The organism is Flavobacterium sp. KY-23415, assembly GCF_055384985.1.
The window spans coordinates 2,496,878-2,510,272 of sequence record NZ_AP044001.1; the positions used below are offsets into that span (position 1 = coordinate 2,496,878).

Sequence of the window (13,395 nt, forward strand, 5' to 3'; positions counted from 1 at the left end):
ATGAAAGTAGCAATTGTAGATGATCATCAGCTTTTTAGGAAAAGTTTAGCTCATTTATTGAATTCTTTTGAAGATATAGAAGTAGTTTTTCAAGCTAATAATGGTAGGGAGTTTTTAGATAAATTAAACGATTTTAAAATTGATTTAGTTTTATTAGATATTCAAATGCCAGAAATGGATGGATTTCAAACATGCAAGGTACTTAGAGATAAGTTCCCAGAAATATATGTGCTCATTATTTCTCAATTAACTACAAAAGAAAGTATTCATAGAGTAATGGAGCTTGGGGCACATGGTTTTTTTACTAAAAATTCAGATCCTGAGCAATTACAAGATGCTATTTTAAGTGTGAAAGAGAACGGTTATTATTTTGGACAAGAATTGGGTAATGTTATTAGAGAAGTGATGCTTTGGGATAATAAAAAACCAGAGGGTAGTGAAGATACTCTAATAATTGACGAAGATATATTGACAGCGCGAGAAATTGAAATTATTAAATTTGTTTCTAATGGAAGTAGTAGTAAAGAAATTTCAGAGAAGCTAAAGATTAATGTTAGGACGGTTGAATCACATAGAAGGCATATTTTAGAAAAAACAAAAGCAAAAAACTTTATTGGTGTTGTTATCTTTGCATTGAAGCATCAACTCATTGCATTCGATGAAATTTAAAAAAATGACGTCTTATTTCCAAAAATACGTATTTATACGTAGAAAAAAAGGTTGAAAATACGTATAAATACGTATTGCACACGTGAACTTTTGTTCTTATATTTGGAGTGATAGTTAAGTGTTTTTAGCAGTGGTTTAAGATGTTTTAAAAAATAAGCTGCTACAAGAGTCCAACTCGTAAAGAGTTGGGCTTTTTTGTTTTGTCTAATCTGTTGTTATTTTGTACTTTATGTTCAATCTATCCTCTTGTAATCTTTATTGCTTATGTGTTTTTAAAACAAGAAGAATAGACTTATACTTCTGAAATGTTATATAATCTTGGTGTTTTTTTTGTTTTTTCTTAACGAAGATTTACAGTAATCTGCGTTTTTTGAAATAAATCAAGTATTTTCTTGATGTCATTTTTTCATTTTTTATGTTTGCCCCTTATTGTGTATTCGACTTTGTTATGAGAGAAATTGTTGAAAATGGTTGAGTCGTGCGAGATTTTTGATCTGTAAATATAGTATTAGCTATATTGAGGATGTGAAACGGGACACTAAAGCAAATATAAAGTAACTGTTTTTTTTGTAATAGAAGCCTAATGGTAATTTTGGCTTAATTGAAGTTTGTTAGTAAAAAGTTATTAAAATAATTGCTCCTCATTATGGTTGTTACAGGATTTATTTTTTTTGGATTATCTACTGCTATAATAGTAGTTTTAAAATGCGGTATTTTATATAAATTTTTAGTTTTTTTTTTTTTTACTGTTAAGTCTAGTGAGTAATTTAGGTAAAAAAAATAAATACATTTTTAATTAAGAGTAAAAAAGAAAATGAGAAAAAAGTGAAAAACTATAAATCAAAATGTATTTTTTGTAACATTAAATAAGGTAGTAGGTTAAGTAAAATACGTATTTATACGTATAAAAAACAGCTAAATTTACGTATAAATACGTATAAAATTATTTTTTTTGGGAAATTAATGATTTGCTCTTTTTGTGATTCTGTTATAGTTAGTTTTGTATAAAGAATGTTTAAATAAATCCACAGATTTCGCGTTAGATTTTTTTATGAGAGATAGACGTGAATATAATGCAGTTGTTTTTTCATAATTAAATTTCTAATACATAACTTTGGTTAAAGTTAATATTTACATTAAATTTTTTATATTCATAAAGAAATTGAGATGTTTTAATTGATTTGCTTTAATTGATCCTCGTTATTGGTATTACTTTTGAGAAATACGTATAAAAAAAAACCTTCCATTTCTGAAAGGTTTTGTTTTAGTAGCGGGAACAGGACTCGAACCTGTGACCTTCGGGTTATGAGCCCGACGAGCTGCCTACTGCTCTATCCCGCGATGTGCGTTTTGTATTCTCAATAAATAATTTAGTAGCGGGAACAGGACTCGAACCTGTGACCTTCGGGTTATGAGCCCGACGAGCTGCCTACTGCTCTATCCCGCGATGTGCGTTTTGTATTCTCAATAAATAATTTAGTAGCGGGAACAGGACTCGAACCTGTGACCTTCGGGTTATGAGCCCGACGAGCTGCCTACTGCTCTATCCCGCGATTTGTGAGTGCAAAGATATAACGATTATATTGAAAAGCAAGTTTTTTTTAGCTTAAATTTAAATTTCTTCTATTCGGCTGATATGACTACCTTTGCAAAATAAATTTTATAATATGGAACATAAAGCAGGATTTGTAAATATCATAGGAAATCCTAACGTGGGTAAATCGACACTGATGAATGCGTTGGTAGGAGAGAGATTGTCTATTATTACGAGTAAGGCTCAAACAACTCGTCATAGAATCTTAGGGATTGTAAATGGAGATGATTTTCAAATGGTATTGTCGGATACACCAGGGATTATAAAGCCTGCCTATGAATTACAAAATTCAATGATGAGTTTTGTTAAAAATGCTTTTGAAGATGCAGATATTTTAATTTATATGGTAGAAATAGGAGAAAAGGAATTGAAAGACGAAGCCTTCTTCAATAAAATTATTCATTCTAAAATTCCAGTGCTATTGCTGCTTAATAAAATTGACAAATCCAATCAAGAACAGCTTGAAGAGCAGGTAGCTCTATGGACAGAGAAAGTTCCAAATGCTGAAATTTTTCCAATTTCGGCTTTAGAAAATTTTAACGTGCAAGTGGTTTTTGATAGGGTTATAGAATTATTGCCTGTCTCACCGCCTTTTTATCCAAAAGACGCATTAACAGACAAGCCGGAACGTTTTTTTGTAAATGAAACAATTAGAGAGAAAATCCTTTTAAATTATGAAAAGGAAATTCCCTATGCAGTTGAAATTGAAACAGAAGAATTTATAGAAGATGAAAAAATAATAAGAATTAGAGCTGTTATCATGGTAGAACGCGATACACAAAAAGGAATTATTATTGGTCATAAAGGAAGTGCATTGAAGCGAGTTGGTATTCAAGCACGAGAAGATTTAGAAAAATTCTTTGGAAAACAAATTTTCTTAGAGACCTATGTGAAAGTAAATAAAGATTGGAGAAGTAGCGAATATCAATTGAGAAGATTTGGCTATAATCAAAAATAAGAAATTAGACAGTAATTACTTTTTTCATTAATTGTTCAAGTTTTTCCATTTGCGGAATACCTTTTTCTCTGTTATATCGAGCAAAGAAATAGAGTGCAAACCAAAAAATAACCATACTCATCATGATAGTAACATCTAAAAGTATTTTTTGGTTTAATTTATATTTTGAGTAAGCAATTATTGAAAAGATAATAAAAACACCTGCAATAATAAAATGTAAAAACATAAAGAAAGTCCACAAGACGGGATCAGGGCCATATAAGCCATTAATGGCAGTGTTCCCGTCTTCCATTTCTTCCATTTCAATATGTAATTGTGGAGAATATTTCTCTCTTTTTAAAACACCAATGCTAAACCAGATATGATTATCAATCATTTTTATCTTGTAGTCTGGTTCTACAGTAGTTTTTAAATCCTCAAATTCTTTTTTAATCGTAGCAATAGATTTGTTGCAAACGTTATAAAAACGAAATCTTAGTTTTAGGTTATTACTCATCTTAATTTGGGATTTTTAGATTATCTAAATTACAAAATATTTTTTAAATTAACATTCATTGTAGATTTTTTATATGTTTGATTAATAAAGTTATAAATCTAACGTCAAATTTGTAATTTCTAATCCTTATCTTTGCAACTTCAAAAATATAGGTATGAATAATATAGTAGCCATAGTTGGAAGGCCAAATGTAGGGAAGTCAACATTTTTCAATCGTTTAATAAAGCGTAGAGATGCTATTGTTGATGCTGTAAGCGGAGTGACTCGTGATAGAAACTATGGGAAAAGTGAATGGAATGGAAAAGAATTTTCTGTAATTGATACAGGTGGTTATATTAAAGGTTCTGATGACGTTTTTGAAGGTGAAATTCGTCGTCAAGTAGAATTAGCAATTGATGAAGCAGATGCAATTATTTTTGTTGTAGATGTAGAAGAAGGGGTAACGCCTATGGATGAGGAAGTTGCGAAATTGCTTAGAAAAGTAACTAAACCAATTATATTAGCGGTAAATAAAGTAGATAACGGTGCACGAGAAAAGGATGCTGTAGAGTTTTATTCTTTAGGATTAGGGGAATATTTTACTATTGCTGGAATGAATGGAAGTGGTACAGGAGAATTATTGGATGAATTGGTTCGTCTTTTACCAGAAATGCCAGAAGTTGCCGAAGAAGAAAATCCTTTGCCGAGATTTACAGTTGTAGGTCGTCCCAATGCAGGTAAATCATCATTCATTAATGCATTAATTGGAGAGGATCGTTTTGTAGTGACAGATATAGCAGGAACAACTCGTGATGCAATTGACACGACTTATAATCGATTTGGTTTCGAATTTAAATTGGTAGATACTGCTGGAATTCGAAGAAAAGCCAAAGTAAAAGAAGATTTAGAGTTCTATTCTGTAATGCGTTCCGTTAGGGCAATTGAACATAGTGATGTTTGTATTTTAATGATTGATGCCACACGTGGTTTTGAAGGACAAGATCAAAGTATCTTTTGGCTAGCCCAAAAAAACAGAAAAGGCATTGTTATCTTGGTAAACAAATGGGATTTAATTGAAAAGGATACTATGTCTGCACGCGATTATGAAAGAAAAATTCGTGAAGAATTGCAGCCTTTTACAGATGTGCCAATTCTATTTGTTTCTGCATTAACAAAACAACGTTTATTAAAAGCTCTAGAAACAGCAGTTGAAGTATATGAAAATAGAAAACAACGTATCGCTACTTCTAAATTTAACGAGATGATGTTGCCAATTATTGAAGCAACACCACCTCCAGCATTAAAAGGTAAATATGTTAAGATTAAATATTGTATGCAATTGCCAACACCAACACCTCAGTTTGTGTTTTTTGCCAATTTACCTCAATATGTTAAAGATCCATACAAGCGATTTGTGGAAAATAAATTAAGAGAAAATTATAATTTCTCTGGTGTTCCAATTGATATTTATTTTAGACAGAAATAACAAAAAAATAGCTTCCATTTCGGAAGCTATTTTTTTTGACTTTTAAACAAATTTATTCTACAATTATTTTTTGCCTTATGGTTGTGTTATTGTTTTTTACAATGTTAAGAATGTAAATGCCTTTGGCAATAGAGTTGTTAATATTGAAGCTGATTGTATGTGAATCTAATTTATCAAAAGTTATTTTTTGCTTTTCACCAGACATGCTAAATAATGCAACTTCATTAACACTTTTTGGGTTAGCAGTGATGTTTAAAAGTTGTCCCCTATATATTGGATTAGGAAAAATGTTTTCTGTGATAGTTTCTTTTTCGTTATCTTCCATTTCGATAATAGTATCGAATGTATTGTTTTCTGAGGTATTAATTTCGATATCATCAATTTCCATTTGAGCTTTAGTATTTTTGTTAAATTTTGGACTATTTTTCATAGAAGGAAAAAACCAAAGTTGTGTGTTGTTTTTGTTTGGTGTAAATGTTATACGAATTGTTTCCCAATTTGAAATTTTATTAGAAATTGAACTTGTCAAAACCACCTCACTAGTTTCTGAAATTTTGAGTATGTCAGTGTTTGATGAAGCGTTTAAGTCGTTTGTGGCTAAAATGTTTGCTTTAGCTTTTGCTTTTCTGTATTCAGAATTATTCGCATTAATATATGTTTTGATTTTAAATGAAATAAAATATGTTTTTCCTGCAACAAAATTATAATTGGTAAATATTCCTTCGTTTGTTTTTCCATTTGTACTTAACCAAGCCCAAGAATTATTGTCAGCATTTCTTAGTACTGTAGGTGTTCCGTGACTAGCAGACCATCCTTTTATGCAACTTGGTGCTGCAAAGCCGTTGCCAGAGCAACTTCCATCTAAGCCTCCATTTGTTATTTGTTGCGCATTCATCATGATAAATAACAAGAAAACTATTTGTGTTAAGAATATTTTTTTCATTTTAAAAGATTTTTATAGTTTGATTTTTTTTACATGACAAAGATTCATCATTTTAATGATAAAATTCCAATGTAAAAGATCCTTTTCGTATGGGGAAAAACCCCCTTTTTTTAAACTGTAATTTAGATTTAACGCTATTTATGACTTGAATTCTCATAATGGAAATTCTTTCTTCTTTTTTTAATAAAAGACAACAGGTTAGTAAACTTTGATGTGTATTATAATAAATTCAAAAACATAAATAGTATAGATTAATCTCTTAAGTGAAAACTAAAAGGATAAATGATAATGATAAAAAAAAGCTGCCTAATTTAGACAGCTTTTAATAATAATTTTATTGGAAAACGAGATTATTCCACAATCAATTTTTTAGTAGTAATACTATTGTCTTTCTTAATTATTTTGACAATATATATACCTTTTATTACAGCGCTATCAATAGGAAAAGTTATTGTGCTTGCATCTTTTATAGAAAAGTTAAGCTTGCTAGATTTTCCTAATAAATCAATCATGATTACTTCGCTCACATTCTCTGAATCTGTAGTAAGAGTACAGCTGTCTCCTTTTGCTACTGGATTAGGAAATAATTGTTCAAGTGAAGTGCTATTAACATCTTTAGAAACTTTTTCAAGAGACACATCCTTAATGTCCTTAGTTTCTATAGCATAATCTGGTTCACCACTTGCTAATCTACCTTGTATTACAATTCTAAATGCTTTTCTTGTTTCTCCCCATGGGGCACAATCGTTCCATATTCCATGTTTAATATAGTACCAAGTGTTTACGACTAAATTAGTATTGAAAGTAGCTGTTGCTCCATTATTACTAACAGAAGGGTTGCTACCAATTACAGGACTATTTCCTGTAGTTACTCCGTTTGGTGCATAGTATATTGACCATCCGTGATTTACAAAAACTGGGTTTGTGTTGGCATTTGCTGTAACTGTTACATTGTTTCCAATGTTTGATGCATTAATTGAAAAGTTAGTAGTGTAGCCAGACCATGATGCTGTTTGTGGTAGTGCAGTTCTAGTTTCTCTCCAAGATACACAACTATTATAAACACCGTGTTTAATATAATAGTTTTTATCTTTTGATAAACCTGTAAAAGTTGCTGTTGTTCCATTTTGTATTCCTCCTACAAGTCCTAGACTATTGGCATCCGATGTTGAACCTGCAACAGAAGTCTCAATTAATCCCCACCAGTGGTTTACGCCTGCAGAAGTGTCGTTTGCGGTTACTGTAACACTAATTGTTCCATTTGGAGCACAAAATGAATTGAAGCTGAAAAGAGAAGACGCATTAGAATTTAAAACTCTAAATTCATGTGTAGTTGGAACCCATCCCACACAAGGAGAAGAAGAGGTTGCCACTTTGATTTGATATTCATATCCTGAAGCGAAATTGTAACCTTGACTATTGAATATTGAAGTTAAATTTAAAACTCCTAATTGCCCTTGTGTCCATCCATTTCCGCCCTTTTGTGTTTGCCATTGAAAAGCTCCTGTTGAACCTATAGGTCTTCTCCAAACATCAAGGTAATATTGATCTTCTCCAAAAGAAGCAGTTCCGTCTAGAAGAATACTTTCTCCTTCGCAAAAATCTGTTTTCATATTGTTATTCGCATCTTCAAAGTGAAAAACAGAAGTTACAGGAGGTGTTATAGCAATATCATCTACTTCCATTTGTACTTGTGCATTTCTATTGGTGCTAGAATTAACTGTCATTAAAGGATAGAAACAAAGTTGTGTATTGTTTTGAGATGGTGTATAACTAATTGTTATAGTTGACCAATTTCCCATGTTAGAGCCAATAGTTCTTTGCCAAATAAGTTCTCCACCATTTAAAGCTGAAGGAATATTTGTGCTTGATGTTGTCGTTAAACCACTAACAGCTCTGACGTTTGCAGTCGAATTTAATGTGGCAGCAGTAGGGTTATTAATACTTGTGCTAGTCATCACTCGGAAAGAAACTTGATAGGTTCTACCAGCTACAAAATTATAATTGGTAAATATTCCTTCTCCAATATTAGAATGAGACCATAACCAAACTCCATTATTACTGTTAACAGCTCCTGTTACACTTGGAGTTCCATGACTTGCTTGCCAACCTTGAACGCAAAATGGAGAATTATATCCATTTCCACTACAAGTACTAGTTAATGCTCCATTGGTAACGCATTGTGCGCTTGTTATTCCCCATATTAGGAATAGTAATTTTGTAAATAAATTTTTCATCTTAAATTAATTATTTGATTTTATAAAAATGTTTTGTTGTGATCACATTGCAAAGATTAGAACTTTACATAACAAAACGTTTTATGGATAAACCTTAGTTAATAGGGGAAAAACACCCTTTTTAAAAATAATTCATTTAAGATGTTGTAAGTCTGGGTTTAACGATTACTATTTAGTGCTTTTTTTTGAATAATTTCCAATATAGGTTTATCGTCTATTTTGCTTTCTAGCCAAGAAAGAATATCTAAATAAAGAAAAGCCCTTTTTTCATAAGGATGATTTTCATATTGTTTTAAACGAGCGTGTAATTTTTTAAACTCACCTTTTAATTGATGTGGATAAATTGAACCTAAGTTTCTTAAAAACTTAATCATTTCTCGTTGAACTTCATGAAGATCATTCATCTTTATTAAAAATTTATAGGTACTTTTCAATTGAATTTCTAACTTATAATCTAAGCATGCTTCATAATGTGCAACCAAACTTAAAACTCTTGCAAAGCACATTAAATCTTCACGCATAGAAAGGTTCTTGTTATCAATAATTTTTTGAAGAAATTCAATACATTTTAGAGTGTTTCCTAAACCGAAATATAAACAGGCAATTTTGTAATAGAATACCATGATATGGTGTTCGTCTATTTTATCGCTATCCTTTTTTATCTTTTTCAACACTTCATCAATTAGATAAACACCATCTGCAAAGTTGCCTTCTAAGAAATGCAGATTGAATTTACTATTATATATGCATAAAAATATTAGAATATTTATATTATCGTTCTTAGGAAATGATTCATGGTGAATGGTTGTTTCGAGTTTTTCTAAGCTTTCTTTGAAGAAAGTTTTATGTTTTATTAAATACAAACATTCTAATAGATAATTGACACCTTTAATATACCAAACCGGGTTTAAGTAAATCATTTTAGAATTGTCATAAAATAAATCTACCCATTTTTTAGAATATTTGTAACATGATAAAAAATCCTGAATTAGGAAACTGTGCCAAAGATGAGCTTTGTATAGCCATAGTTTTTCTCTAAAATCCAAGTCAGAGATTGAATAATTAGGTAGTTCGTTGTTAAAATATTCTGTTATGGCTGTCATTTCAGCATCGCTTTTGGCATAACCACTTTTTAGCATGATGCTATACAATTGTAAAGACAAATTAGAAAGTTTACTAGTAATAACATTCTGTTGACTCAATTCTTTAGCTTGTAAAGTCAATTCGTCAGCTCTACCAACAATACTTCTTGTGATGTATTGAGATTCGATCACTTTTTCTAGTTCAACAATTTCATAGGCTATATTCTTTTCTTGATTCTCTAGTGCAATAATTTTTGCCTTTTCTAAAATTTTCAGGCTTTGTTTATACAGTCCTTTATGATATAAAATAGTAGCAAAATCCAATTGTTCACGTATTAGAATTCGAATGTTCTGATTTACAGGATTCATTCGTAAGCTAATTAGAATTTGTTTGTATAAATGAGCTTTCAGATTAGACAATTGAAGTTTGGTTACAATTTTACTTTTTAAAATTGTGTCTTCATTATAATCGTCCATTTTATCCAATAAATTGAATAATAATAAAAATTTAGCATTTTCATTTACATCAAGTCGATTAGCATAAAGCTTAAACTGTCTTTTTTCAGACCTAGAAAGCGACTTAATTAAGATGAATAAATTGTCTTTAGTAGCGTTTGCCATTGTAAAATATTTATTCGTAAAGTGTTGTTTTTTAAATAATTGCGTGTTTTAATTTTGAATTTAATACCGTAAAACAAGATTTAAAAAAGCCTTTTTACAGTAAGCAAAGTATAAATTTGTATTCATAAATTAAAATTAAGTTTAATAAATCTTTTATGGAGAATCAGAAAGTACAAATCTTCGACACTACACTTCGTGATGGTGAGCAAGTACCTGGTTGCAAACTAAACAAAGAGCAAAAGTTAAAAATTGCAAAACGTTTAGATGAATTAGGTGTAGATGTAATAGAGGCAGGGTTCCCAGTTTCTAGTCCAGGTGATTTTGAAGCAGTAGAAGCTATTGCTAAAATTGTAGATAACGCAACAGTTTGTGGACTCACAAGGGCTGTTAAAAATGATATTGAAGTTGCGGCTCAAGCCCTCAAAAAAGCTAAAAAGCCAAGAATTCATACTGGAATAGGTACATCTGATTCACATATTAAGCATAAATTTAATGCGTCTAGAGATGAAATTATTGAGCGAGCGGTAAACGCAGTAGCCTATGCCAAAACATTTGTAGATGATGTAGAATTTTATGCTGAAGATGCTGGTAGAACAGATAATGAATTTTTAGCACTAGTTTGTAGCGAAGTAATTAAAGCAGGTGCAACCGTACTTAATATTCCTGATACAACAGGATATTGTTTGCCAGAAGAATACGGAGCAAAAATAAAATATTTAACAGAACACGTTGTCGATATTGATAGAGCAATACTATCTTGTCACTGTCACAACGATTTGGGGTTGGCAACAGCAAATTCTATAGCAGGTGTTATTAACGGAGCGCGTCAAATTGAATGTACAATTAATGGTATAGGAGAAAGAGCTGGGAATACATCATTAGAAGAAGTTGTCATGATATTGAGACAACACCCAACACTAGGTTTGGATACGAATGTCAATGCAAAACTATTGAATGAAATGAGTCGATTAGTGTCTGATAGTATGGGAATGTTAGTGCAACCCAATAAAGCTATTGTTGGTGCTAATGCTTTTGCACATAGCTCAGGTATTCATCAAGATGGTGTAATAAAAAATAGAGAGACCTACGAGATTATTGATCCTGCCGATGTGGGGGTTAATGAATCCTCTATTATTTTAACAGCAAGAAGTGGAAGAGCAGCTTTAGCTTACAGAGCAAAGAAAATTGGATATGAACTAACAAAGCTTCAGTTAGATGTTGTTTATCAAGAATTTTTGAAACTAGCCGATAGAAAAAAAGAAGTAATTGACGATGATGTGCATCGCATAATTGAAGTTAGTAAAATTGGAATTTTAGTATAGATAAAATGAAAAAGAAAACCTTATTTGATAAAGTTTGGGACAGTCATGTAGTGAGTGAAGTACCAAATGGACCACAAATTTTATATATTGACAAGCATTTAATTCACGAAGTTACAAGCCCACAGGCATTTGCAGAATTAGAAGAAAGAAATATACCTATTTTTCGTCCAAACCAAATTGTTGCTACAGCAGACCATAATGTCCCAACGATTAATCAGCATTTGCCAATAAAAGATGAATTGTCTAAAAATCAATTAGAGCAATTAACAAAAAATTGTGCTAAAAACAATATTGAGCTTTACGATTTAGGACATGAATACCAAGGAATTGTTCATGTAATAGCTCCAGAACTTGGAATTACTTTACCAGGGATGACAATGGTTTGTGGTGACAGCCATACTTCGACACATGGTGCTTTTGGAACAATTGCTTTTGGAATAGGAACGAGTCAAGTAGCTCAAGTATTTGCTAGTCAATGCTTGTTATTAAATAAACCGAAAAGTTTAAGAGTAAATGTAAATGGTAAATTAGGTAAAGGAGTAACTCCAAAAGACGTTATTCTATATATTATTTCCAAAATTGGTACTAATTCCGGAACAGGATATTTCTGTGAATATGCAGGTAATGTTTTTCAAGAAATGTCAATGGAAGGGAGAATGACTGTTTGTAACATGAGTATCGAAATGGGTGCTCGCGGTGGAATGATAGCACCAGATGAAGTTACTTTTGATTATATTAAAGGAAGAAAATTTGCACCAGAAGGAGCTGTTTTAGAAGAAAAAATAGCCTATTGGAGAACATTACCTACAGACGAAGGTGCTATTTTTGATAAAGAATACCATTTTAATGCAGAAGATATTGCACCAATGATTACCTATGGAACTAATCCAGGAATGGGGATAAAAATCAATGAAAATATCCCAAATTTAGAAGATGTTTCTTTTCAAAAAGCATTAGATTATATGGGGTTTGAAAAAGGAGAATCTTTAATTGACAAACCTATCAATTATGTGTTTATAGGCAGCTGTACGAATTCTAGAATTGAAGATTTTAGGATAGCTGCAAATTATATTAAAGGTAAACAAAAAGCTAAAAACGTAAATGCACTAATTGTCCCAGGGTCACAGCAAGTAGCAAAACAAATTCAAGAAGAAGGGCTAACTACAATTTTTGAAACAGCAGGGTTTGAAATTCGTCAACCTGGTTGCTCTGCATGTTTAGCAATGAATGATGATAAAATTCCTGCGGGAGAATATTGTGTTTCAACTTCAAATAGAAATTTTGAAGGACGTCAAGGTCAAGGTTCTAAAACATTGCTTTCTAGTCCGTTAGTTGCTGCTGCAATTGCAGTAGAAGGAAAAATTATTGACATAACCAAACATTTAAATTAAATGGAAAAGTTTATAAAATTACAGTCAACTGCTGTTCCTTTACCTGTTGAAAATATAGATACAGATCAAATAATACCTGCTCGATTTTTAAAAGTTACAAATAAAATTGGTTTTGGAAACAACTTGTTTAGAGATTGGAGATTTGATGATAAAGAGCAACCAATTGCTTCTTTTGTGTTAAACAATCCTTCTTTTTCTGGAAAAATATTAGTAGCTGGAGATAATTTTGGGTGTGGAAGTAGTAGAGAACATGCAGCTTGGGCTTTAACCGATTATGGTTTTAAAGTTATAGTTTCGAGTTATTTTGCCGATATTTTTAAAGGAAACGCTTTAAATAATGGATTATTACCTATTCAGGTTTCTCCAGAATTTTTAAAAGATATTTTGAATCGTATCGAAAGTAATCCTGCTATACAGTTAATAATTGATTTAGAAGCACAAACCATTGCTGTTGAAAATACGGAGTTAGTTGAGTCTTTCGAAATAGATTCTTATAAAAAAATATGTATGATTAATGGTTATGACGATATTGATTTTCTTATCAGTAACAAAGCCAAAATAGAAGCATTTGAAGCAAATAGAAATAAACAAGAAGCAATAGTTATTTAAAAAAGAAA

Annotated in this window: 10 protein-coding genes and 3 tRNA genes; 6 read left to right on the forward strand and 7 right to left on the reverse strand. The window is 31.1% G+C overall.

The window, feature by feature from the left end; all coding sequences use genetic code 11:
- Nucleotides 1–669 carry a response regulator transcription factor gene (locus ACZ49Z_RS10805; protein ID WP_464304334.1) on the forward strand — a complete coding sequence of 223 codons (669 nt, stop codon included), beginning with the start codon at nucleotides 1–3 and terminating at the stop codon, nucleotides 667–669.
- 1,268 nt (nucleotides 670–1,937) lie between these two features.
- On the opposite strand, the gene ACZ49Z_RS10810 is transcribed toward ACZ49Z_RS10805, so the two are convergent.
- The 3 genes from ACZ49Z_RS10810 to ACZ49Z_RS10820 all read right to left on the reverse strand — a co-directional run bounded on the left by ACZ49Z_RS10810 (nucleotide 1,938) and on the right by ACZ49Z_RS10820 (nucleotide 2,222).
- Nucleotides 1,938–2,010 (reverse strand) — tRNA-Met (locus ACZ49Z_RS10810).
- 33 nt (nucleotides 2,011–2,043) lie between these two features.
- Nucleotides 2,044–2,116, reverse strand: a tRNA-Met gene (locus ACZ49Z_RS10815).
- Between the two features lie 33 nt (nucleotides 2,117–2,149).
- Nucleotides 2,150–2,222, reverse strand: a tRNA-Met gene (locus ACZ49Z_RS10820).
- A gap of 114 nt (nucleotides 2,223–2,336) precedes the next feature.
- Between ACZ49Z_RS10820 and era the strand changes: the two genes are divergently transcribed.
- A complete protein-coding gene (era, locus tag ACZ49Z_RS10825) occupies nucleotides 2,337–3,221 on the forward strand; it encodes a GTPase Era (protein ID WP_464304335.1) in 885 nt (294 codons plus the stop codon).
- Between the two features lie 4 nt (nucleotides 3,222–3,225).
- Here the strand turns inward: era and ACZ49Z_RS10830 are convergent, their stop codons facing one another.
- Nucleotides 3,226–3,717 carry a hypothetical protein gene (locus tag ACZ49Z_RS10830; protein WP_464304336.1) on the reverse strand — a complete coding sequence of 164 codons (492 nt, stop codon included), beginning with the start codon at nucleotides 3,715–3,717 and terminating at the stop codon, nucleotides 3,226–3,228.
- A gap of 154 nt (nucleotides 3,718–3,871) precedes the next feature.
- Here ACZ49Z_RS10830 and der point away from each other — a divergent pair, with 154 nt between their 5' ends.
- Complete coding sequence (gene der, locus ACZ49Z_RS10835; protein ID WP_464304337.1) at nucleotides 3,872–5,182, forward strand: ribosome biogenesis GTPase Der; 1,311 nt, start codon at nucleotides 3,872–3,874, stop codon at nucleotides 5,180–5,182.
- Between the two features lie 52 nt (nucleotides 5,183–5,234).
- Here the strand turns inward: der and ACZ49Z_RS10840 are convergent, their stop codons facing one another.
- The 3 genes from ACZ49Z_RS10840 to ACZ49Z_RS10850 form a co-directional block, all read right to left on the reverse strand.
- The gene (locus ACZ49Z_RS10840) at nucleotides 5,235–6,125 is read right to left on the reverse strand and encodes a T9SS type A sorting domain-containing protein (protein ID WP_464304338.1); all 891 of its coding nucleotides are present in this window, start codon (nucleotides 6,123–6,125) and stop codon (nucleotides 5,235–5,237) included.
- Nucleotides 6,126–6,475: 350 nt separating this feature from the next.
- Entirely contained in the window at nucleotides 6,476–8,362 is a 1,887-nt protein-coding gene (locus ACZ49Z_RS10845; protein ID WP_464304339.1) for a T9SS type A sorting domain-containing protein, read from the reverse strand.
- Between the two features lie 158 nt (nucleotides 8,363–8,520).
- On the reverse strand, nucleotides 8,521–10,065 hold the full coding sequence (locus ACZ49Z_RS10850; RefSeq protein WP_464304340.1) for a hypothetical protein: 1,545 nt from the start codon (nucleotides 10,063–10,065) through the stop codon (nucleotides 8,521–8,523).
- A 155-nt stretch (nucleotides 10,066–10,220) separates the two neighbouring features.
- Between ACZ49Z_RS10850 and ACZ49Z_RS10855 the strand changes: the two genes are divergently transcribed.
- From ACZ49Z_RS10855 to leuD, 3 genes are read left to right on the forward strand one after another with little or no spacing between them, the layout of a single operon-like run.
- Complete coding sequence (locus tag ACZ49Z_RS10855; RefSeq protein ID WP_464304341.1) at nucleotides 10,221–11,387, forward strand: 2-isopropylmalate synthase; 1,167 nt, start codon at nucleotides 10,221–10,223, stop codon at nucleotides 11,385–11,387.
- 5 nt (nucleotides 11,388–11,392) lie between these two features.
- A complete protein-coding gene (gene leuC, locus ACZ49Z_RS10860; RefSeq protein WP_464304342.1) occupies nucleotides 11,393–12,778 on the forward strand; it encodes a 3-isopropylmalate dehydratase large subunit in 1,386 nt (461 codons plus the stop codon).
- Nucleotides 12,779–13,387, forward strand: a complete 609-nt coding sequence (leuD, locus tag ACZ49Z_RS10865) for a 3-isopropylmalate dehydratase small subunit (RefSeq protein ID WP_464304343.1) — start codon at nucleotides 12,779–12,781, stop codon at nucleotides 13,385–13,387.
- Nucleotides 13,388–13,395 lie beyond the last annotated feature (8 nt).

Coding starts and splice junctions, on each gene's coding strand:
- leuD (WP_464304343.1), top strand. CDS start 12,779: ATGGAAAAGTTTATAAAATTACAGTCAACTGCTGTTCCTTTACCTGTT.
- ACZ49Z_RS10855 (WP_464304341.1), top strand. CDS start 10,221: ATGGAGAATCAGAAAGTACAAATCTTCGACACTACACTTCGTGATGGT.
- ACZ49Z_RS10830 (WP_464304336.1), bottom strand. CDS start 3,717: ATGAGTAATAACCTAAAACTAAGATTTCGTTTTTATAACGTTTGCAAC.
- ACZ49Z_RS10805 (WP_464304334.1), top strand. CDS start 1: ATGAAAGTAGCAATTGTAGATGATCATCAGCTTTTTAGGAAAAGTTTA.
- ACZ49Z_RS10840 (WP_464304338.1), bottom strand. CDS start 6,125: ATGAAAAAAATATTCTTAACACAAATAGTTTTCTTGTTATTTATCATG.
- ACZ49Z_RS10850 (WP_464304340.1), bottom strand. CDS start 10,065: ATGGCAAACGCTACTAAAGACAATTTATTCATCTTAATTAAGTCGCTT.
- leuC (WP_464304342.1), top strand. CDS start 11,393: ATGAAAAAGAAAACCTTATTTGATAAAGTTTGGGACAGTCATGTAGTG.
- der (WP_464304337.1), top strand. CDS start 3,872: ATGAATAATATAGTAGCCATAGTTGGAAGGCCAAATGTAGGGAAGTCA.
- era (WP_464304335.1), top strand. CDS start 2,337: ATGGAACATAAAGCAGGATTTGTAAATATCATAGGAAATCCTAACGTG.
- ACZ49Z_RS10845 (WP_464304339.1), bottom strand. CDS start 8,362: ATGAAAAATTTATTTACAAAATTACTATTCCTAATATGGGGAATAACA.